The sequence below is a fragment of the Alterotamlana spongicola genome (assembly GCF_035818475.1).
Taxonomy (GTDB): Bacteria; Bacteroidota; Bacteroidia; order Flavobacteriales; family Flavobacteriaceae; genus Cognatitamlana.
On the sequence record NZ_JAYMGV010000001.1, the window covers coordinates 195,795 to 218,466 of the forward strand.

The 22,672-nt window shown below is 34.3% G+C and carries 20 protein-coding genes; 11 read left to right on the plus strand and 9 right to left on the minus strand.

Annotation, left to right across the window (positions count from 1 at the left end):
- Position 1 precedes the first annotated feature (1 nt).
- The 3 genes from topA to VOI54_RS00895 form a co-directional block, all read right to left on the minus strand.
- The gene (topA, locus tag VOI54_RS00885; protein WP_326280820.1) at positions 2 to 2,506 is read right to left on the minus strand and encodes a type I DNA topoisomerase; all 2,505 of its coding nucleotides are present in this window, start codon (positions 2,504 to 2,506) and stop codon (positions 2 to 4) included.
- A gap of 136 nt (positions 2,507 to 2,642) precedes the next feature.
- Positions 2,643 to 3,425, minus strand: a complete 783-nt coding sequence (locus tag VOI54_RS00890; RefSeq protein ID WP_326280821.1) for a hypothetical protein — start codon at positions 3,423 to 3,425, stop codon at positions 2,643 to 2,645.
- 151 nt (positions 3,426 to 3,576) lie between these two features.
- Positions 3,577 to 4,029: a hypothetical protein gene (locus VOI54_RS00895; protein ID WP_326280822.1), complete on the minus strand. Its 453-nt coding sequence runs from the start codon at positions 4,027 to 4,029 to the stop codon at positions 3,577 to 3,579.
- Between the two features lie 172 nt (positions 4,030 to 4,201).
- On the opposite strand from VOI54_RS00895, the gene miaB reads away from it, so the two are divergent.
- The 8 genes from miaB (at position 4,202) to VOI54_RS00935 (ending at position 13,889) form a co-directional block, all read left to right on the plus strand.
- Positions 4,202 to 5,650 carry a tRNA (N6-isopentenyl adenosine(37)-C2)-methylthiotransferase MiaB gene (gene miaB / locus VOI54_RS00900; RefSeq protein ID WP_326280823.1) on the plus strand — a complete coding sequence of 483 codons (1,449 nt, stop codon included), beginning with the start codon at positions 4,202 to 4,204 and terminating at the stop codon, positions 5,648 to 5,650.
- Between the two features lie 34 nt (positions 5,651 to 5,684).
- Positions 5,685 to 6,956 carry a sigma-54 interaction domain-containing protein gene (locus VOI54_RS00905; protein ID WP_326280824.1) on the plus strand — a complete coding sequence of 424 codons (1,272 nt, stop codon included), beginning with the start codon at positions 5,685 to 5,687 and terminating at the stop codon, positions 6,954 to 6,956.
- A 54-nt stretch (positions 6,957 to 7,010) separates the two neighbouring features.
- Positions 7,011 to 7,517 (plus strand): LPS assembly lipoprotein LptE, encoded by a 507-nt coding sequence (gene lptE, locus VOI54_RS00910; RefSeq protein WP_326280825.1) that lies wholly within the window; start codon positions 7,011 to 7,013, stop codon positions 7,515 to 7,517.
- Positions 7,518 to 7,538: 21 nt separating this feature from the next.
- The gene (locus VOI54_RS00915) at positions 7,539 to 8,489 is read left to right on the plus strand and encodes a DUF8458 domain-containing protein (RefSeq protein ID WP_326280826.1); all 951 of its coding nucleotides are present in this window, start codon (positions 7,539 to 7,541) and stop codon (positions 8,487 to 8,489) included.
- Positions 8,489 to 8,857 (plus strand): preprotein translocase subunit SecG, encoded by a 369-nt coding sequence (gene secG / locus VOI54_RS00920; RefSeq protein ID WP_326280827.1) that lies wholly within the window; start codon positions 8,489 to 8,491, stop codon positions 8,855 to 8,857. Before VOI54_RS00915 ends, secG begins: the two co-directional genes overlap by 1 nt.
- Before the next feature lie 168 nt (positions 8,858 to 9,025).
- Positions 9,026 to 9,301: a co-chaperone GroES gene (locus VOI54_RS00925; RefSeq protein WP_136481715.1), complete on the plus strand. Its 276-nt coding sequence runs from the start codon at positions 9,026 to 9,028 to the stop codon at positions 9,299 to 9,301.
- A 94-nt stretch (positions 9,302 to 9,395) separates the two neighbouring features.
- Positions 9,396 to 11,027, plus strand: coding sequence for a chaperonin GroEL (gene groL / locus VOI54_RS00930; protein WP_326280830.1), 1,632 nt, complete (start codon positions 9,396 to 9,398; stop codon positions 11,025 to 11,027).
- 135 nt (positions 11,028 to 11,162) lie between these two features.
- Positions 11,163 to 13,889 carry an outer membrane beta-barrel protein gene (locus VOI54_RS00935; protein WP_326280831.1) on the plus strand — a complete coding sequence of 909 codons (2,727 nt, stop codon included), beginning with the start codon at positions 11,163 to 11,165 and terminating at the stop codon, positions 13,887 to 13,889.
- A gap of 88 nt (positions 13,890 to 13,977) precedes the next feature.
- Here VOI54_RS00935 and VOI54_RS00940 read toward each other — a convergent pair whose 3' ends face one another.
- The 6 genes from VOI54_RS00940 to xrtF form a co-directional block, all read right to left on the minus strand.
- Positions 13,978 to 14,355 (minus strand): heavy-metal-associated domain-containing protein, encoded by a 378-nt coding sequence (locus tag VOI54_RS00940; RefSeq protein WP_326280832.1) that lies wholly within the window; start codon positions 14,353 to 14,355, stop codon positions 13,978 to 13,980.
- A gap of 60 nt (positions 14,356 to 14,415) precedes the next feature.
- Positions 14,416 to 16,662 carry a TonB-dependent receptor gene (locus VOI54_RS00945; protein ID WP_326280833.1) on the minus strand — a complete coding sequence of 749 codons (2,247 nt, stop codon included), beginning with the start codon at positions 16,660 to 16,662 and terminating at the stop codon, positions 14,416 to 14,418.
- Position 16,663: 1 nt separating this feature from the next.
- The gene (locus tag VOI54_RS00950) at positions 16,664 to 17,386 is read right to left on the minus strand and encodes a heavy-metal-associated domain-containing protein (protein ID WP_326280834.1); all 723 of its coding nucleotides are present in this window, start codon (positions 17,384 to 17,386) and stop codon (positions 16,664 to 16,666) included.
- A 96-nt stretch (positions 17,387 to 17,482) separates the two neighbouring features.
- On the minus strand, positions 17,483 to 17,884 hold the full coding sequence (locus VOI54_RS00955) for an HYC_CC_PP family protein (RefSeq protein WP_326280835.1): 402 nt from the start codon (positions 17,882 to 17,884) through the stop codon (positions 17,483 to 17,485).
- Between the two features lie 56 nt (positions 17,885 to 17,940).
- Positions 17,941 to 18,369 carry an exosortase F system-associated membrane protein gene (locus VOI54_RS00960; RefSeq protein ID WP_326280836.1) on the minus strand — a complete coding sequence of 143 codons (429 nt, stop codon included), beginning with the start codon at positions 18,367 to 18,369 and terminating at the stop codon, positions 17,941 to 17,943.
- Positions 18,362 to 18,913, minus strand: a complete 552-nt coding sequence (gene xrtF / locus VOI54_RS00965) for an exosortase family protein XrtF (protein WP_326280837.1) — start codon at positions 18,911 to 18,913, stop codon at positions 18,362 to 18,364. The genes VOI54_RS00960 and xrtF overlap by 8 nt, the downstream gene beginning before the upstream one ends.
- Positions 18,914 to 18,991: 78 nt before the next feature.
- Here xrtF and VOI54_RS00970 point away from each other — a divergent pair, with 78 nt between their 5' ends.
- The 3 genes from VOI54_RS00970 to VOI54_RS00980 all read left to right on the plus strand — a co-directional run bounded on the left by VOI54_RS00970 (position 18,992) and on the right by VOI54_RS00980 (position 22,651).
- Positions 18,992 to 19,447, plus strand: coding sequence for an XrtF-associated fRMsr-like GAF protein (locus tag VOI54_RS00970; protein ID WP_326280838.1), 456 nt, complete (start codon positions 18,992 to 18,994; stop codon positions 19,445 to 19,447).
- A gap of 438 nt (positions 19,448 to 19,885) precedes the next feature.
- The gene (gene purH / locus VOI54_RS00975; RefSeq protein WP_326280839.1) at positions 19,886 to 21,418 is read left to right on the plus strand and encodes a bifunctional phosphoribosylaminoimidazolecarboxamide formyltransferase/IMP cyclohydrolase; all 1,533 of its coding nucleotides are present in this window, start codon (positions 19,886 to 19,888) and stop codon (positions 21,416 to 21,418) included.
- A gap of 204 nt (positions 21,419 to 21,622) precedes the next feature.
- Positions 21,623 to 22,651 carry a rod shape-determining protein gene (locus VOI54_RS00980; RefSeq protein ID WP_326280840.1) on the plus strand — a complete coding sequence of 343 codons (1,029 nt, stop codon included), beginning with the start codon at positions 21,623 to 21,625 and terminating at the stop codon, positions 22,649 to 22,651.
- Positions 22,652 to 22,672 lie beyond the last annotated feature (21 nt).

A 22,672-nucleotide genomic window follows, 5' to 3' on the forward strand; every position in this document is an offset into this window, starting at 1 on the left:
GTTATTTCTTTTTTGCTGGTGTTTTCCTTTTAGTGGTTTTCTTTCTTGCTGTCTTTTTCTTTGGCGCATTAGCTTCAATAATCCCTTGAGCTTCCTCTAATGTCATTTCTGAAACATCTACGGTTTTAGCAAGTTCAACCTTTATCTTCCCTTTAATAACATTATGTCTTCCCCAACGCGCTTTTTCAACGCGAATACCTTCTTCTTCCCAATTATGAACAACTTTCTCTATTTCTTTTTGAATTTTTGTTTCAATCAGTTCAACAATATCTGCATCTGATAAATTATCCCAATCGTATTTTTTATTCACGTTGATAAACATATTGTTCCATTTTATAAATGGACCAAAACGCCCTTTCCCTTTTTGTACCGGTAAATCCTTATACATATATATAGGTGCATCTGCTTTTTGCTTTTCTTTTATTAAAACAATAGCATCATCTAACTCTACACTTAAGGGATCCACTCCTTTTGGAAGCGAAACAAAAGCGCTACCAAATTTCACATATGGTCCAAAGCGCCCATTATTCACCAAAACTTCCTCTCCTTCATAACTACCCAAGGTCTTAGGCAATTGAAACAAATCCATAGCCTCTTCATAGGTAATAGTAGTTAGCTGCTGATCCGGACTTAAACTGGCAAACTGTGGCTTATCTTCATCATCAACCGTTCCTATTTGTACCATAGGGCCAAACCTCCCTAAACGCACACTTACCTGCTTTCCTGTTTTAGGGTCTGTACCCAAAATACGCTCGCCGGATTCTCTATCGGCATTTTCCTTAACATCTTCAACAATAGGATGGAAATTCTTATAAAATGTTTTCATCATTTTAGTCCAATCTTCATTTCCATCTGCTATGTCATCAAAGTCTGCCTCAACTTTAGCTGTAAAATTATAATCTAAAATAGCATCAAAATGATTGACCAAAAAGTCTGTTACAATCATCCCTATATCAGTAGGCACTAACTTTCCTTTATCTGAACCTATTTTTTCTGTTAAGGTTTTATCTTTAATCTCTCCACCTTTTAACGTCAGTTGAGAATAGTTTCTTTTTTCTCCTTCAACGGTTCCTTTCTCAATATAATTCCTGTTTTGAATAGTAGAAATTGTTGGTGCATATGTAGATGGTCTACCTATACCCAGTTCTTCTAATTTTTTCACCAAAGAAGCCTCTGTAAATCTTGCCGGAGGGCGTGTGTAACGCTCAGTGGCTGTAATATTATTATTGAGTAATACTTCATGGGTTCTCATTGCTGGTAGCATACCTTCCTGCTCTGCATGTTCATCATCGGTTCCCTCCAGATATACTTTTAAAAACCCATCAAATGTTATAACCTCTCCATTTGCCGTAAACGTTTCATTGTGAGTTGACGCATTAATCTTAACATTAGTACGCTCCAGCTCTGCTTCACTCATTTGTGATGCAATAGCGCGTTTCCAGATCAACTCATATAAGCGTGCCTGATCCCTGTCTATATTAATAGTATGTGTTGCAAAATTTGTAGGACGAATAGCCTCATGTGCTTCCTGCGCGCCTTTTGATTTTCCTTTATAATTTCTCGGCTTACTGTATTTTAAACCAAAAGCATTTTTTATTTCGTCTTCTGCACCTTTTCTGGCTTCTTCAGATAAATTCACACTATCTGTTCTCATGTAAGTAATTAAACCAGCTTCATAAAGGCGTTGGGCCATAGTCATGGTCTTACTCACCGAAAAATAAAGTTTACGCGAAGCTTCTTGCTGTAATGTGGAGGTGGTAAATGGTGCTGCCGGCGATTTTTTAGCCGGTTTTTTTTGTAAATCAGCAACTTTAAAATTAGCATTAATATTCTGCTCTAAAAACTTTTGAGCTTCATCTTTTGAAGAAAAGTTTTTTGGTAGTTTTGCTTTAAAGGTTTGCCCGCTTTCATTGGAAAACTCTGCATCAATTCTATATGATGCAACTGGTGTAAATCCTTCTATTTCCCTTTCTTTTTCTACAATTAAACGCACCGATACAGATTGGACTCTACCTGCTGAAAGCCCCCCTTTTACTTTCCTCCAAAGTACAGGAGACAGTTCATACCCTACTATTCTGTCCAAAACACGACGTGCTTGTTGTGCATCTACCAAATCATAATCAATGCCTCTTGGGTTTTCTATAGCCTTCTGGATTGCTGATTTAGTAATTTCATGAAAAACTATACGCTTTGTTTTTTCTTTATCTAATTTTAAAGTTTCTGCCAAATGCCACGCAATAGCCTCTCCCTCTCTATCTTCATCACTAGCCAACCAAACCATTTCAGCTTTTTTAGCTAAGTCTTTTAACTTTTTTACAACAGCCTTTTTATCCTTTGAAACTTCATATTTTGGTTTAAAATCACCATCAACATCAACTCCTAACTCTTTGGAAGGCAGGTCTGAAATATGCCCAAAACTGGATTCAACCTTAAAGTCTTTTCCCAGGAATTTTTCAATTGTTTTTGCTTTTGCCGGTGACTCTACTATCACTAAATTCTTCGCCATACTACACTTTTTGAAGCTACAAATGTATATGAAAAAAAGTTTATCTGTAACATTTTCTGGATTATCTGTGGATTATTTAAACAAAAAAAACTGCTTTTAAGATCTTAAAAGCAGTTTTTTGTCAAAAATTTTATTTTTATTCTGATGACGTTCCTATCTCATCTATAACATGTTGTTCTTCAAATCCTATTACTTTTTTATAAATTATATAAATTGGATGATATACAAATGGAGCTGTAAACAACACCCCAACAAAACATAATAGAAAGCCAACAATTTGAGCTAACAATGATGAAACAATAATCAATCCAAAGGTAATTAACCATTTTTTGTTACCTAGCTTAAAACTTACCTTAACAATATCCCCAACAGAAAAGTTCGGATTAAATGCATATACTATTGTAAAAAACGACAAAGGAACCAATACATAAAATATTGGAAGATAACACAATAATGCAGCTACAATGGAAATCCCCATTGACACCAGCATTAACACAAATATTTTACTCAGATATTTCGTTTTTAGAAAATAAAAGAAATCTGAAGATGAGACCGTTTTATCACTATCTAAACGATTCATAATTCTAAAAAACGCAGCATTTAATGCCAAAGAAACAGCTCCTAGAACAAAAGCGCCAACTATTACAAATAGAATATAGAGAACAGACATTCCTGCAAAGAAATTATTAAAAGCGTCGGTATTAGCATAACCACTTTCTTGTTGCGCTATCATCATTCCTATTAATGGAACATATAAAACGATAATTAAGGGCAACATAACTATAAGTGTAAATAATTGCAACAAAAAACCTTGAAGCCATGTCTTTTTAAACAACTCAATTGAATCGTTAAAGACTTGGCCAAAATCAAGTGCTTTAGCTTCTTTTATTTTTTCTAATAAGATTTTAAATGAATTCATTATTTAGTTGATGTTAAAATTTGTATTGTATAAATGTAAATGTTTTTTAGTAATTACAAATAAAAAATCCTGCAAGGTTACAGGATTAAAACTTGGATTATATATAAAGACAATTATTAAACCATCATTAAATTTGTTATCGTAAACGTTATTAATACTTATAGCTAAGTGACTTACTAAGGCCTTGAATGTTCAAAAGCACTTCATGATCCCCTGGGAGTTGCAAAGGTGTGAGATCAAATGAAACCGTCTTTTCAAAATAAGCCTCACAGAGCTCTTTATTTTCAAGTTGAAATTTCAAAGACCGCTGCCCCGGTATTGATTTGGTCACAGCTTCTGAGTCTACCAATTTAAACGCCCAACTTTCACCATTACAACCGGAAGCACCAAAAGTAATGGACAAACAATCTCCTGTTATTTGGGCATCGACAAAATTGAAATTGTCAGATTCTAAGTCATGGAATACTGTTCTATCTACTATGGTCTTAAAATCACAGCTTGTTGCTTCTTCTATTATTTCTCCATCACTATCACAAGTCATATTGGTAAAACACAAAAGAATAACCAAAGAAAACATTATCATTTTAAAACGTCTGAACATCATATAAAGCTTTTTTATTATTTCTAATAATAGATACAGGACTTCACAATTGGTTGCGTTAATGTTTTCATAAAATTAACACATCCTCTTGCAAATTTAAACTGCCACTTTGTCATAAAACACAAATATATTATATCTTTGCATACTTATTGACCGTTAGGGCTATCAGTGAATTATGGAGAAAATTATAGACGAAAATAAACAAGGAGAATCTTTAGTTTTAGAACAAAAAGAAGGTAATAAAAGAAAATTATTTATTGAAAGTTATGGCTGCGCTATGAACTTTAGCGACAGTGAAATTGTTGCATCTATTATGACGGATCAAGGGTTTAACACTACTCAAAAACTGGAAGATGCAGATTTGGTTTTAGTCAACACTTGCTCTATAAGAGATAAGGCAGAACAAACTATACGCAAACGTTTAGAAAAGTACAATGCTGTAAAACGTGACCATAACCCTAAAATGAAAGTTGGTGTTCTGGGTTGTATGGCAGAGCGCCTGAAAACCAAATTTCTTGAAGAAGAAAAAATTGTAGATTTAGTAGTAGGCCCTGATGCTTATAAAGATTTACCAAACTTGCTAGCTGAAGTTGATGAAGGCAGAGACGCCATTAACGTAATTCTTTCTAAAGAAGAAACCTACGGAGACATTTCCCCTGTACGATTAAATTCAAATGGTGTTACTGCTTTTGTATCAATAACACGTGGATGTGATAACATGTGTACATTTTGTGTAGTACCATTTACCCGTGGCCGGGAACGTAGTAGAGATCCACAGAGTATTTTGGAAGAGGTAAATGATTTATGGAATAGAGGCTATAAAGAAATCACATTACTAGGCCAGAACGTTGATAGCTACCTTTGGTATGGCGGTGGCCTTAAAAAAGACTTTGTTAAAGCTAGTGAGATGCAAAAGGCTACGTCTGTAAATTTTTCAAAATTATTAGAACTTTGTGCTAAGGCGCAGCCAAAAATGCGTATCCGGTTTTCAACATCAAACCCACAGGATTTAACATTAGATGTGGTTAAAACCATGGCTAAATATGAAAACATTTGCAATCATATTCATTTACCGGTTCAAAGTGGAAGTAATCGCATTTTAAAAGCAATGAATCGACTACATACCCGCGAGGAATACTTTGAATTAATTGATAACATCCGTCATATTATTCCGGATTGTGCTATTAGTCAAGATATGATTATTGGTTTCCCAACTGAAACCGAAGAAGATTTTCAAGACACTGTATCGCTCATGGAATATGTAAAGTATCATTTTGGTTATATGTTTACCTATTCTGAACGTCCCGGTACTATGGCCGGTAGAAATATGGAAGATGATATTCCTGAAGCCACTAAAAAAAGAAGGCTTGCAGAAATTGTTGAACTCCAGCAAAAACATAGTGCCATAAGAACTAAGGAACACTTAAACACTATAGTTGAAGTTCTTATAGAAAAAACATCTAAAAAGTCTGACACACATTGGTCCGGAAGAACACCTCAAAATACAGTTGTGGTTTTCCCCAAAGCGCGTTATAAAATAGGAGATTTTGTTAATGTAAAAACTACTGATTGTACATCAGCTACACTTATTGGTGACGCAGTAGGATACTCAAAGAATAATTAATACGAAAAAACTCCCGGTTTCTCGGGAAATAGATATGGAATCAGTTCAAGCTATAAAACAACGTTTTGGCATTATTGGTAATACACCATCACTAAATCGAGCTATTGAAAAAGCCATTCAGGTAGCCCCAACTGATATTTCAGTATTGGTAACCGGTGAAAGTGGTGTTGGTAAAGAAAGTATTCCTAAAATAATACATCAGCTATCACATAGAAAGCATAATAAATACATTGCTGTAAACTGTGGTGCTATTCCTGAAGGGACAATAGACAGCGAACTTTTTGGACACGAAAAAGGTGCATTTACAGGTGCCACCCAAACGCGTGCCGGTTATTTTGAGGTAGCTGACGGAGGAACCATTTTTCTGGATGAAGTTGGCGAATTGCCTCTTACCACTCAGGTACGCTTATTACGGGTTTTAGAGAATGGAGAATTTATAAAAGTAGGCTCAAGTAAAGTACAAAAAACCAATGTGCGTATTGTAGCGGCTACCAATGTTAACATGTTTGAAGCCATTGAAAAAGAAAAATTCAGAGAAGATCTTTATTATAGATTAAGTACTGTTGAAATCAACCTACCTCCATTACGTCAACGCCAGGAGGATATCCATTTATTATTTAGAAAATTTGCCAGTGATTTTGCTTTAAAGTATAAAATGCCCACAATAAAATTAACTGACAATGCCATTCAGATACTTTTAAAACACCGCTGGGGAGGAAACATACGCCAACTAAGAAATATTGCTGAACAGCTTTCCGTTTTAGAACAAAAAAGAACAATAACAGCTGAAGTTTTAAGAAGCTATTTACCAGCTTCAGCCTCAACAAATTTACCTGCAATCATAAAGACACCTAAGTCTGAAAGCGATTTTAGCAGTGAGCGTGAAATTCTATACAAGGTGCTTTTTGATATGAAAAGCGATCTCAATGATTTGAAAAAACTCACTATGGAATTGATGAAAAGTGGAGATACCAAAGATGTTGAAAAAAACAACGAAACTTTAATACAAAAAATCTATGGTAATTCAGATGAAGAGGATGCAACCTATGAAGAACCTGTTGAAAACACTGAAGTCATTTCAATTCCAGAACACACCTCAAACACTGAAGAAATAATCTCTATTCAGGACAAATATCATTTTGCAGAAGAAATTGAAGAGGAAGAAACCCTATCCTTACACGACAAAGAATTAGAATTAATTAAAAAATCACTTGAACGTCACAATGGAAAACGTAAATTAGCAGCTGCTGAATTAGGAATAAGCGAACGGACACTCTATAGAAAAATTAAACAATACGATTTGTAACTTCTCGTTACATTAAAAACATTTATTTCTTAAATTAAGGCAGTCATAACATATATGAAAAAAGCATCTTATTTATTTCTATTAATAGCAACGCTTACCTTTTCAAGCTGTGGTTTTTATTCTTTTACCGGAGCTTCAATACCTCCTGGTGTTGAAACCTATCAGGTAAACCGTTTTGAAAATACGGCGTTACTTATTGAACCCGGTTTAGAACGCGATTTTAAAATAGCACTGGAAGATTTAATTCAAAATCAAACCAATTTAAATCTGGTTCCTTCAGGAGGCGACTTAGTTTACGAAGGAGAAATAACAGAATATAGAATCTCTCCAACTACGGCCACAGCAGATCAGATAGCTGCTCAAAACAGGCTAACCATTAGTGTTAAACTTAGGTTTTACAATAAAAAGAAAGAAGAAGATGACTTAGAGCAATCCTTTTCATTTTTTTATGACTTCCCTGGAAGTGATCAACTTTTAGGATCCCAAAAAACAGAAGCTCATGAAGAAATTTTTGAACGTTTAACACAGGATATCTTTAATGCTACGCTTGCTAAATGGTAGAAAAATAATTTTTTAAAAGCAATGAATCAATCAGATTTCACACATATACTTCAAAACCCTCAAACTTTGACACATGAACAAACCGAAGGCGTAAAATCTATCATTGATGAATTTCCATATTTTCAATCGGCACGTGCCGTTTATCTTAAAGGTTTAAAAGATCAAAGCAGCATTAAGTATAACCAGGAACTAAAAACAACTGCAGCCTATACTACAGACCGAAGTATTTTATTTGACTTCATCACTTCTGAAGCTTTCATTCAAAATGAAATCTCAGAATTTATAAAACAAAATATTGCCCATTTAAAGGACATTAAAGTTGATGCAGAAGATATTTCGGTAGAAAAAAAAGTAACTATTGATGATGGTACGCTTAAGCAACAAATAAAAGAAACAGATGGTGTTTTAGACCCGGCTTTGTTTGAGCCAAAAGAAAGCCTTCCTAAAAAAGAAACCGTTTTTATTTTAGATGAATCTGAAGCCATTGAAAGTACCATTCAAAAAACAAAAACTCAAGAAGCTACTGCCAAAGATATTTTAAGCTTGGGCAAACCTTTACAATTTGATAAAAGGGAATCACACTCCTTTAACGAATGGTTAAAGCTAACATGTTTTAAACCCATTGACAGAAAACCTAAAAAAGAGCAAGTTGTAGAGAAGCCTCAACAATTGGCAACCAATTTAGATAAGGAGAAAAAGTTTGAGCTCATTGATAAATTCATTGCTCAAAATCCTAAAATAAGTCCGGCAAAACCTGTTAGCCAAAAAGGCAACTTGGCAAAAGCGCAAATGATACAACCTGAGGCTTTAATGACCGAGACTTTAGCGCGTATTTATGTTGAGCAAAAAAACTATAAAAAGGCCATTCAATCTTATAAAATTTTAAGTTTGAAATATCCAGAAAAAAGTGGTTTCTTTGCAAACCAAATAAAAGCGGTAGAACAATTACAAGAACAAAATAATAAAGAATAATGAGTACGTTTACAATATTTTTGGTCCTTATAGTAGTTGTAGCATTTTTACTGATAGTAGTAATTATGGTACAAAACCCAAAAGGTGGTGGTTTATCATCTTCTTTCGGCGGTGGCGGAACACAGCAATTAGGGGGTGTGAAAAAGACAACCGATTTCTTAGACAAGAGCACTTGGACATTAGCAACAGTATTATTGGTGTTAATATTAGCCTCTAACATTACAATTAACAAAGGCTCTGAAAGTGTAGATTCTAAAGCATTAGATCCTGATGCTCAAACTACGCAACCATTACCGGAAGCTTTACCAAATAATACAGATACTACACCTGCAAATAATACAGCAACAGCAAAGGATTCAGCACAATAACCCTTTTTAAAACAAAACAAAAAATGCCAGCCGTTAAAGTTGGCATTTTTTGTTCCTGCCTGTTTGGTAAGCAAGTCTGCAAGTTTGTCAGTTTATGTGCTATGGCACATTTTTAGTATAATGCTTAGGCGTTAAATAATATCTTAATAATTAAAAATATAAAACAAAATGGGCTTAAACATTAAACCATTAGCAGACAGAGTACTTATTGAACCTGCTGCCGCTGAAACAAAAACAGCTTCAGGAATCATCATTCCGGACAACGCTAAAGAAAAACCTCAAAAAGGAACAGTTGTAGCTGCCGGCCCCGGTACAAAAGATGAACCTATCACCGTTAAAGTTGGCGATACCGTTTTATATGGTAAGTATGCCGGAACAGAACTTAAACTTGAAGGAAACGATTATTTAATTATGCGCGAAAGCGACATACTAGCAATTATATAAATAGCAATTAACTAAAGGCTATAGCTACAACTAAAATTAATATTAATACTTAGCCCATAGCAAAACGCTAAAGGCTATAAGCAAAAATTAAAAAATGGCAAAAGATATAAAATTCGATATTGAAGCACGTGACGGTTTAAAACGCGGTGTTGATGCATTAGCAAATGCAGTAAAAGTAACTTTAGGTCCTAAAGGGCGTAATGTAATTATAAGCAAAAGCTTTGGTGCCCCTCAAGTAACTAAAGACGGGGTTTCAGTAGCTAAAGAAATTGAACTTGATGATGCACATGAAAATATGGGTGCACAAATGGTAAAGGAAGTCGCTTCTAAAACTAATGATTTAGCTGGTGATGGTACAACTACTGCTACGGTGTTAGCCCAAGCAATCGTAAAAGAAGGGTTAAAGAATGTCGCTTCCGGTGCCAATCCAATGGATTTAAAACGTGGTATTGACAAAGCTGTTGAAGCCATCACTAAAGACCTTGAAGAACAAGCTCAAAAAGTTGGTAATTCTTCAGAAAAAATAAAACAAGTTGCAGCTATTTCAGCAAACAATGATGATACAATTGGTGAATTAATTTCTCAAGCTTTTGAAAAGGTTGGAAAAGAAGGTGTGATTACCGTTGAGGAAGCTAAAGGTATGGACACTTATGTTGATGTTGTGGAAGGTATGCAATTTGACAGAGGGTACTTATCACCTTACTTTGTAACAGATTCAGATAAAATGATTGCTGATTTAGAAAATCCATACATTTTACTATTTGACAAGAAGATTTCTAACTTACAGGAGATTCTTCCAATATTAGAGCCTATCGCTCAATCTGGGCGTCCATTATTAATCATTGCAGAAGATGTTGACGGACAAGCCTTAGCCACTTTAGTAGTAAACAAGTTAAGAGGTGGATTAAAAATTGCTGCTGTAAAAGCTCCAGGCTTTGGTGACAGACGTAAAGCTATGCTTGAAGACATTGCTATTTTAACAGGAGGAACCGTTATTTCTGAAGAGAGAGGATTTACTTTAGAAAATGCAGATTTAAGTATGTTAGGTACTGCTGAAACCGTTACTGTAGATAAAGATAACACCACAATTGTTAATGGTTCTGGTGATGTTGAAGCCATTAAAGCAAGAGTAAATCAAATCAAAGCTCAAATAGAGACTACAACCTCTGATTATGATAAAGAAAAGCTTCAGGAGCGTTTAGCTAAATTAGCCGGAGGTGTTGCCGTACTTTACGTAGGTGCTGCCAGTGAGGTAGAGATGAAAGAAAAGAAAGACCGTGTTGATGATGCTTTACATGCCACCAGAGCTGCTGTTGAAGAAGGCATTGTTGCCGGAGGTGGTGTAGCCTTTGTTAGAGCTAAATCTGTTCTGGAAAAAATAGAAACAGCTAACTTAGACGAAACTACAGGTGTACAAATAGTAAACAAAGCTATTGAATCTCCTTTGAGAACCATTGTTGAAAATGCCGGTGGTGAAGGTTCTGTAGTTATCAATAAAGTTTTAGAAGGTAAAAAAGACTTTGGTTACGATGCTAAGTCTGAAGCCTATGTTGACATGCTTAAAGCTGGAATTATTGATCCTAAAAAAGTAACACGTATTGCCTTAGAAAATGCGGCTTCTGTTGCCGGTATGATTCTAACAACAGAGTGTGCTTTAATTGATATTAAAGAAGATGCTCCTGCAATGCCTCCAATGGGCGGCGGTGGCATGCCGGGAATGATGTAATAGAAAGCCTTAATAAGCCATCTATAATAGAAAAACGCTTCCAAAATTTGGAAGCGTTTTTTGTTTTTCAAGTTTATATTAAACCTTTTAAAACACTATTAGTCTTAATTATTTTTAAGCCAATATCTATTCCTGATGAAATGTAATTCCGTTTTCAACGTATTTTTGCTTACCCTCACTATACTTTTCAATTTCTCAATAAGTTTTGGTCAAACAAAAATAACAGGAACTATCATAGATCCGGATAATCTTCCTATTGAACTGGCCACCGTTTCGTTATTAAATTCTAAAGACTCCACAGTAGTAAATTACACCATTACAGACAGTAAAGGTGTTTTCAGCATTGAAACAGGAAACAACACGCCTTTATTATTAAATATTTACTCCATGGGGTATACTCCCTATTATAAACCTCTAAACATTACCGAAGCCTCTTTAAATTTAGAAACCATCATACTAAAAGAGGATTTAGCCCAATTAGACGAAGTTGTTATTTCTGCAATAGTTCCTATTCAGATTAAAAAGGATACCGTTGCCTTTGATGTTAATTCATTTAAAGTCAACCATGATGATAACATTGAAGGCCTTTTGAAAAAATTACCGGGCCTGGAGATAGATACTGATGGTACCGTTATTGCACAGGGAAATCAAGTAAGCAGGATCTTTGTTGATGGTAAAGAGTTTTTTGGTGGAGACCCTGCCATTGTCTTAAAAAACCTTTCGGCTGATGCTATTTCAAAAGTAGAAGTTATAGACAAAGACAGTGATGAAACGGAGTTAACGGGTGTTAATGATGGTAATAAAGAGGTTATTATTAACTTATCTTTAAAAAAATCTAAAAAGAACAAAGGTTTTGGTTCCACCTCTGCCGGAATGGGTTTGGACAATCGTTATTTTGGTAATTTAAACTACAATCTGTTTTCATCAAAAACACAATTATCGGTCATAGGAAAATTTAATAATATTAATGTAACCGGCTCAAACATACAGGGGTTCTTAAAAAATGCTGACGGTATTAGTGGTGAGGTAGATGATGATTCTGATGATGATTTTGCAGCTTCCCGGAACAATTTAAGCGGTTTTTTAACCACAGCTGTTAGTGGTATACATTATGGCCATGAATTCAAGAAAAAAGAGTTTATAAATGCCGATTACTTTTATAGCTATATAGACAATAAAGGAAACTCTAAATCCGTAAGAACAACATTTTCAAATAGCAATAATTTTGCTTATCTGGCTGATAATACTTTTGACAATATTAGTAACAATCATAATTTTAATTTTAATTATGAAAACAAGTCTAATAAATCCAGTAGTTTACTTGTAAAAGGTAAGATAATAACCAGTAACAAAATTTCAAACACGACAAAAGATGGTGAGTTTAGGGATGACACCGGAGAGATTCAAACTACCAATAAAATAGATTCCGGAAATGACACTGATAAAAAAACCGGGAATATCTCTGTAAATTATTATAAAAGGTTACCAAAAGACGGAAGAAGTTTCAGTACCGGGGTTATGGCTTCAACCAGTAATTTAAAGCGTGATACAGAACAGAACACTTTAATCGTTAGAAGAGTTGGAACCCCTAAAGAGAAAATTACAGAACAAATGACTACCAGAGATGATGCTATTGATAACACTGCCACCAATTTTAATTTCAGGTATACGGAACCTTTAGGAGGAAACCATTTTTTAAAAGCTGACTCTTTTTTTATAAGTAAAAATTTAAACGAAGATATAAATCAATTTAGAATTAGAAATGGTGAAGAAGAGCCATTTATATATAAATACAGGCATTTAGAACAGAGTTACCAAACAGCAATCTCTCATAATTTCAGTAAAAAAAACTTAACCTTTTATTCCAAAGTTGAACTACAGGACATTACCCGGTATTTTGGGGTTATTGATGAACCTACAGTTACCAGAAGTCAGTTTTATGTAAACCCAAGTGCCCTTTTTCAATACAAACCAAAAATTGGACAACGTATCAGGTTGTCTTATAGAAGATTTATTACCAACCCCAGATCCGGTCAAAGTTCAACAGTAATCAATGATTTGAATCCATTTTCAATACGAAAAGGAAATCCCGATTTAAGAGCCGAAAAAACAGATGCCTTACAACTTGTAGCAAATATAAATAAATTTAGTGCCGGATTTAACTTTAATACAAAGCTTGAATACAGACATACCCAGGATGCTATTGTTCAAAACATAACCATCAATGATGATTTTGTTAGGGTGCGCAGCTATGACAATATTGGGGTTAGGCAACGTCTGGCCACCCGTATTAGCTTAAGTAAAAAGATAAGTTCTTTAGGAGTACGCTATACTGTAAAAAACATCAATAATTTTGAAACATCAAATGCATTAGTAAATCAGGAAATAAACGAGGTCAAATCTCAGGACTTCACAGGCATTCTAACATTAGAAAATGCGAATAAAGATTTTGTTGATATAAAACTGGGAGCAAAATACAATTTAAACACGACAGCTTTTTCTATTTTAAAAAACTATAATCGTGATTTCACCCGACAGCAATATTTTACTTCATTTGATTATGATGCCTCTCAAAAATTAAATTTGAACACACAATTTGACTACATCATTTTTACTGATAATATTTTTGAATCTGATCAAAAACTCCCCATTTGGAATACCGCAATTTCTTATTCGTTTTCTGAACGCAAGAACAATATTGTAAAACTTTTACTTATAGATTTATTAGATAAAAATGTTGATATTTATAGAAAGAGTACGACTAACTATTTTGAAGAGACTACTACCGAAAGCCTGGGGCGTTATGTTATCTTAAGCTATACCTACAGGTTAGGACGTGGTAAAAAGAAAAAAATGAGTTAAGGCGACAACCTCGTAGTCTACTATACTATAACTTTTTAATCTTACAATAAAAAAAATCCGAAGGCTTCAACCTTCGGATTTTAAATTATTATTCTTTTTCCTTATGTTCATCACTTTCTTTATGTTGATCCTGCACCACCTGATCTCTATACCTGCAACACGGATGCACCTTAGCATAGGCTTCATCTGTTGCCTTTAGTTCCTGGGTATCATGACCTACAGCAATAATTTTAGACTGGATAGTTTCTAAATTGGTCTTACGCTCATCATAGATCAATTTAAGCTCATGAGTCTCTACATTCCAAACTGCAGACTTCACCCCTTTTGTATTTAAACTTGCTTTTTCTATTCTTGTTTTACACATTAAACAAACGCCATCAACTTCTAAACTTGCTTTTGCATTTTTATTTTGAGCTAATGTCACCGTTCCATATAAGGCTAACAAAACGACTAATACTTTTTTCATTTCTTTATATTTTATTTTTCAATTATAATATTCCCTTTTTGTGGGACAATAAACATCTAATTATATTCTAAATCGCAATCCTGCGTAATACATACTTCCAAAAACAGGACCATATACAAAAGTAGTATCAAAATTTGCACCAAACGGATCGTCTGCTGACAAAATAGGGTTTGGCTGCCTGACATTTGTTATATTTTCTCCTCCTAAATATACTTCAAATTTTGAAGAAAACACTTTTGTAACCTGGGCATTTAATGTGGCCAAAGTAGGCGTATAATCCGGAAGTTGATACTCAATCGGGTTACTGGCCGTTGAGGAAAAACGTTGTTCCCCTAGCCAATTAAAAGTGGTATCAAACCGCCATTGCCCGCCATTGTTGCCTAAATGGGTTTCATAGGATGCATTGGCAAACAAACGGTGTTTTGGAACTAATGGTTTATCTAACTTACCGGAATTGTATTGGGTTTTCACCTCATAAAACTTATAAGCCAAACGCAAATCAAAATGCTCAAAAGCGTTATAATTCACTTCTGTTTGAAAACTATTGGCATAACTATCTCCTTCTAAATTATAGAAATTAACCTCCAAAGGGTTCTCATAATCTACAACAACCTGATTTTTAAAATCGGTTTTATAATAATCAATTGTGACATCAGCCTTTCTCCCAAAAAGATTAAACCCCTGTAAAAAAGACACGCCGTAATTCCACGCTATTTCCGGATCTAACCCGTAAATATTACCACTTGAATTTACAATATTAATAGCTCTGGAGGTTGAAAATATCTTTTGGTTTTCTGCAAAAACATTGGCACTTCGCTTACCCCTTCCAAAAGAGGCTCGTAATGCTGATTTCTCCCATGGGGTATAACGGGCATGAAATCTGGGTGTTATAAATGTTCCTAATAAATTATGATTATCAACACGTATACCTGCTGTTAGGTTCAGCTTTTCCAAATTATCATAATTGTATTCAAAAAAAGCACCTACAGACCGTTCGGTTCTCTCGTACATGGGATCCAAATTTTCAACGTTTAGAAACTCGTCATAATGATCATAAGTATAGCTCACACCTGTTTTTACTTTATGCCTGGAATCACTTATTATGGAATTGTAAATGGCATTGGCATATAAGCTGTTGTGTGTAATATTATACTGGTTCAAACCAAAATAGGAATCCTGTTTATGACTACTAAATGCCGTTTGAACACCTAAACTTTGATATGGAATCTCCGGGTTCACATAACCAAATTTAGCTGAAACTTCATACCGTCTGGTATCAATTTCACTTCCCCACGCGTTAGTAGTGAGTTTATCCGTTTCAGGATCAAAATTCAGTTGCCCGGTTTGCTTTTCATCATTTAAAAATTTCAAGTTTATAAAACTCACTAATCCTTTTTCAGTATCTGTATATTGCCAACGGTTCATGACATTAATTTGATGATATAAGGGCATATCAAGAAACCCATCATTATTAACATCATGTTTTTTATCATGTCTGTTACCATGAAGGTATACCCCCATATTCCACATGTCAGCAACTTTTGTGTTTATATGTGTATTTAGTTCCACACGTTCACTTGAAGCCCCATATAAATTCACAAACAGTTTATCATCTGTAGCCGGTTTGACCAACTCAGCATTGATCTGCCCCGCAATACTTTCATAACCATTAACAACGCTCCCTGCTCCTTTGGTTATTTGAATACTCTCCACCCAGGTGCCCGGAATAAAGCTTAGTCCAAATGCTTGAGAGGCACCCCTGATAGACGGGATATTCTCTGTGGCTATTAAAATATACGGGCTTGTAAGTCCCAGCATCTTTATTTGACGTGTTCCTGTTACAGCATCAGCAAAGTTCACATCAATAGATGGGTTAGTCTCAAAACTTTCAGACAAATTGCAACATGCTGCTTTTAATAACTCATCACTACTCACAGTAAATGTATTTGCTGCTTTCAAATATGATTTTGCCGTTGCTTGCTTTCTTGATTTTATAGTAACGGCATCTAAATTATCCGTAGGCTGTAACCAGTGTGTTATAGTCTTTGGAGCAGCAACAGTCAAAGTATCTGTTTTAAACCCCACATAACTAATAATCAGTTTTTTATATTCCGGCTTGTATGAAAGGTTAAATTTTCCATCTATATCAGTCACTGTTCCAACCGATGTATTGAGCCAATACACATTTGCTCCTGGTAAGCCAATCTGCTCATTTTCATTATTAGCTTCCATAATAACCCCTTCAATTTTGTTTTGAGAAAACAGAAAGGCCGGAAGCAATACTATTATATATATAATTCTACTCATCTTAATTGTAGGTTTTAATCAACATAATGACAGCCATTATAATCATAATACTATTTTCAATAAAAGTAGCTTTGGTCATTGGGAGTTTTAATGCCGTTCCTAAACAGGCACATTGAATTGTTTTTTTATTCAATAAGGCTTTAGTAACTCCAATTGTTGTTATTCCCAAAATAATTAATGTAGCCATTAAAGCTATTGGAATTTCAAAACGCATTAAAAACATAAGCCCCAGAACAACTTCTATAAACGGGTAAATCCGGGCATAAGCCGGAACTGCTTTTGCCAATGGGTCATACATTCTAAAAGATTCAGGAAAGCCTTTTAAATCCAATAATTTAAAGAAGCTAAAAACAATATAAAACAAGCCCATAAAATCCAACATAAAACGGGTTGTATCCCAGGGTTTAATATTAAGCAAAACAGACGCTATGGTGATATATCCAAATATTAAAAACAATGGAAATAGTTGTTGTAAATCACTTTTTGATGCGACTATGGTTTCATGAACCGGATTAAATACGTTCTTTTCTATAATTGAATATTTGTCGGATAGAGCATTTTGCAATGTTTCAATTTCAATATGATGTGACATTTCAATAATGGCCTCGGAGCTCTCCAAACTAACCGAAGCTTTTATAACATCTGGAAGAGCATTTAAATTCTTCTCAACAGATGCTTTGCAACCATTACAGGTCATCCCTGTAATTTTGTAAGTATGTTTCATTTTTGATATTAATTTGAATAATAAATTTTTAATAAGATGTTCTTTTCACCTGAACAGATTACGCTCAAGATTTAGAAAGGATTAAAAATTTATGCATCAAATCAGGAATACCTGGTCTAGAACCTGAATATCAGTGACCAAATCTGGTGGGGAATAATTTTTATGAGGAATAGTTTGTTTTGGTAAACTTTCAAAACCATTTATATATGAAAAAAACAGAGCAGCAAGAACTTGCTGTTGCTCAAAGTCTAAATTGTCAAAAGACGAGATATTTAATTCATCCTGCCCCTGCACAACGTTTATTTCATCTTTGCAACAAGTCTTTTTTTGGAGTATTTCCAAAGCTTCCATGGCACATTTTTCAGCTTCCGAAAAAACGGACACATCCACCAAAACATCACCACAAAAATGTTTTTCAATGGTAAAAGATACCGTTGAAAACAAAACCAGTAATGCCAGTACGGCCGAAAAACTTTTATGTAATAATGGTTTTATCACCTTGCAAAAATACAAAAACCAGAAATTTTAAAAACATTTTATCGAATGTTTAACATTCAAGCCTTAAGCTTATGATAATAAAAGGCCGGTAACAACAAAATTAAAAGTATGGGCTGAATTAAGAAACGTCGTATATTAAAAAACAAATAATAATCTTCCTGCCTTGGGTTTATAACAAAATATAAATAAATAAGTATGAGCATTACAAAAGCAATAACATAAATTAGCCCGGAAAATTTAACCATGTTCAGATTTTTAAAGACTAAAAACAAAATAGCCAAAGACACCATTGAATTTAGTAAATACCTCAGTGTTGTATAAGCTACTAATTTGGCAACTTCTCGCCTGGGACTATCTATGTATAAATAATCACCTTGAAAAAACGTTAAATACGGATCATAAAACAAGTCGTTTTCAAAAAACCGAATCAATATCAACATTAAAAACAATATAAAAAGTAATATATATCTGAAAACCTTATGCATTAACCTTCTTTTGTTTTGAAAACCGATTTACCCAAACTATCCAAAGCAAAAACATCATACCATAAATAATAGCAGGAAAAATAACAGTATGTAAAATTTCCTGGTACTCAGGATAATATAACAAGCCCATTATTAAAAATACAATACGCAACAGATTGACCGTATAAATTAAAACACTACCGGAAAGTATATAAAAGAATGTAGTTTTTGGATGCCCTGAAAAAGCAATAATAAATGACACAAATAATATAATAACACTTAAGGAGTTACATCCCTCAACTATACGCCCTAAATAAATACCGTTAGTAATCAATTTCATTGATGGTTCATCTGGGTGAGGGGTAACTTCTGTTTGATATCCTAACGTTCCTAACAACGCTTCGCTTTGTTTAGCTACTAAATGTGTAAAATAGTCCGGATAGTATAACGTTCCGTCAGAGTATTTTAAATACAATTTATATGTAAAAGACAATAAGGTATACACCAACAAAAATGTAAGCATAAATTTAATAACCGACTTGTATTTTACTAAAAGTGCTTTCAAGGAATACTGTTAATTTAAATAAAACTGAATATCGAAATTACACCTTTTTAAATACTTTTGCCAAAAACTTTTGACCTTATGATTTTTGATAAACTAAAACCAGAGGTAGAAACCATTATTTCTAACTCAAATAAATCAATTAACAAACGCCTGCAAGATATTTGTAAATTACTTGAAAACCATATTGAATACTATAATTGGGTTGGATTTTACTTTAGAAACGAAAAAAAAGAAGAGCTCATTTTAGGTCCTTATGTTGGTGAACCAACTGATCATACAGTTATTCCATTTGGCAAAGGCATTTGCGGGCAAGTCGCCGTGAGCAATAAAAACTTTGTAGTTCCTGATGTGTCTGCTCAAGACAATTATATTGCATGCAGTATAACCGTAAAGGCCGAAATTGTTATTCCCATTTTTGTAAACGGAGAAAATATTGGTCAGATTGATATCGATTCCAATACACCAGATCCTTTTACAGAAGCTGACGAACGATTTTTGGAGTTTGTTTGCAAAAAAGTGGCTGGAATGCTTTAAGTTCTAGTTAAAAGAATCTAATATTTTTTTGATCACATATGCTATAATGAATAGTACTAAAACCACTGCTGTGATAATCCCGATCCAAAAATAAATATTTGTCATTTCCCAAGCCCATCCTACAGTTTTGTTAATCCCCCAAGTGCCTTTTGACATAAAACTGAGATAGATAAGAACCAATGCCAATAAGCAAATAAAAAATAGCTTAAAATACCACCAAATACTTTTTTCTTTCACGCTTTAAAAGTACAGCTTTTAAAGAATTTAAATTTCTTGTTAACAACTTCTGACTTTAGTTAAAAAAACACGTCTTTTTTTAAGTCTTGGTTTCCTTTATTTTGCTTTAAATAACTACTTTTGCGTTTTATTTAAATTTAACTTAAAATTAATCTTGAATTCTCATTTTCATAAGCTTGAGAATTTTATAACACAACAGGAATGAGCAACGAAAAAACCATTAAATCTGCCTTAATTTCAGTTTTTAGTAAAGATGGGTTAGAACCAATCGTAAAAGAATTAGATAAGCAGGGGGTTACTATTTATTCTACCGGAGGTACTGAAAAATTTATAAACGATTTGGGAATTAATGTTGTTCCTGTTGAAGATATAACCTCTTATCCTTCTATTTTAGGTGGTCGTGTAAAAACATTACACCCAAAAGTATTTGGTGGTATTTTAAATAGGCAAAACCACGATGGAGATGTTGCTGAATTGGTTGAATATGATATTCCGCAAATTGATGTCGTTATAGTTGATTTATATCCGTTTGAAAAAACTGTGGCCTCCGGTGCCAGCAATCAAGACATTATTGAGAAAATTGATATTGGTGGTATTTCTTTAATTCGTGCAGCTGCCAAAAACTATGCTGATGTTATTTGTGTATCCTCTGTTGATGATTATGCTGAGTTTTTAGAGTTGATTTCTGCCAATAACGGTTCTATTTCAGAAGAAGACAGAAAACGATTTGCAGGAAAAGCATTTAATGTTTCTTCACATTATGACACTGCCATCTTTAATTACTTCAACCAAAACAATGAAGAAACTGTTCTAAAGATTAGCGATAATAATGGTAAGGCTTTGCGTTATGGTGAAAACCCACATCAGAAAGGTTTTTTCTTTGGAAACTTTGATGAATTATTCACAAAACTTCATGGAAAGGAATTAAGTTACAATAACCTCTTAGATGTAGATGCTGCAGTAAATTTAATGTTGGAGTTTAAAGGTGATGCGCCTACATTCGCCATTCTAAAACATAACAATGCCTGTGGATTAGCACAGCGAGATAACTTGCATCAGGCCTATATTGATGCACTGGCCGGAGACCCTGTTTCGGCATTTGGAGGTGTTTTAATCAGTAATACTGAAGTTGATTTAGCTACAGCTAACGAGATCCACAAATTATTCTGTGAAGTGGTCATAGCACCTTCTTTTGCTCCTGAAGCTTTAGAACTACTAAAAGGCAAAAAGAATAGAATTTTATTAGTAATCCATGATATTGAAATGCCAAAAACTAATGTAAGAAGTTGTTTAAATGGTGTTTTGGTTCAAGACAGAAATAATATTACTGATAAAGCAGAAGATTTAAAAGCGGTTACTAACACAGAACCTACTGAAGCTCAAATAGAAGATTTACTATTTGCTTCAAAAATTTGTAAGCATACAAAATCAAATACTATTGTTCTGGCAAAGAACAAACAATTATGTGCCAGCGGAACCGGACAAACCAGTCGTGTTGACGCCCTGCAACAAGCTATACACAAAGCTGAATCTTTCAACTTTGATTTAAATGGAGCTGCTATGGCCAGTGATGCTTTCTTCCCATTTCCGGATTGTGTGGAAATTGCTAAGAACGCAGGTATAACCTCAGTTATTCAACCTGGTGGTTCTATTAAAGATCAATTAAGTATTGATTATTGCAATGAAAATGATTTAGCTATGGTCATGACTGGCACGCGTCATTTTAAGCACTAATAACGTTCTTGGTTTTGTAAGAATAAACTATACATCAGTTTTTAAATTCATGGTGTGGATAGGCTAAAAATCGGTGAATGACGTATAACAGTCAGGTACAATATTTTAACGTGAATTTTAAACCCTGCAAAACAAATAAATAAATTTACTTTTATTACATTTACGGGATTCGTTTTTTCAAACCACTAAAAATACTAATAGCACATGGGCTTTTTTGACTTCTTAACCGAAGATATTGCAATAGACTTAGGTACTGCAAATACATTAATTATTCATAATGATAAAGTTGTTGTGGATTCACCTTCTATTGTAGCCAGAAACAGAGTAACCAGCAAAATAATTGCTGTTGGTCAGGAAGCCAGTTTAATGCAGGGAAAGACTCATGAGAACATTAAAACCATTCGCCCGTTAAAAGACGGTGTAATTGCTGATTTTGATGCCTCAGAGCAAATGATAAGTATGTTTATTAAAAACATACCTGCTTTAAAAAAGAAGTTTTTCACCCCTGCACTTCGCATGGTTATTTGTATCCCATCAGGAATTACGGAAGTAGAAATGCGTGCAGTTAAAGAAAGTGCTGAACGCGTAAATGGTAAAGAAGTGTATTTGATTCATGAACCTATGGCAGCAGCTATTGGTATAGGTGTTGATATTATGCAACCAAAAGGTAATATGGTGGTAGATATAGGTGGTGGAACAACTGAGATTGCCGTAATTGCTTTAGGAGGTATTGTATGTGATAAGTCGGTTAAAATTGCAGGTGATGTTTTTACAAACGATATTGTTTACTATATGCGTACACAACATAACCTTTATGTTGGTGAACGCACTGCCGAGAAAATAAAAATTCAAATCGGTGCTGCAACCGAAGATTTAGAATTACCTCCAGAAGACATGAGTGTTCAAGGTCGTGATTTACTTACCGGAAAGCCCAAGCAGGTTTCTATCTCGTATAGGGAAATAGCCAAGGCTTTAGACAAATCTATTTTACGTATTGAAGATGCGGTTATGGAAACCCTATCGCAAACCCCTCCGGAATTGGCCGCCGATATTTACAATACAGGGATTTATCTTGCCGGTGGTGGTTCTATGCTTCGTGGTTTAGACAAGCGTTTATCTCAAAAAACAGATTTACCTGTTTATATTGCAGAAGACCCGCTAAGAGCTGTGGTTAGAGGTACCGGTATCACCCTTAAGAACCTGACTAAATATAAAAGCGTATTGATAAAATAGGACTACCTATTAAACATCAAA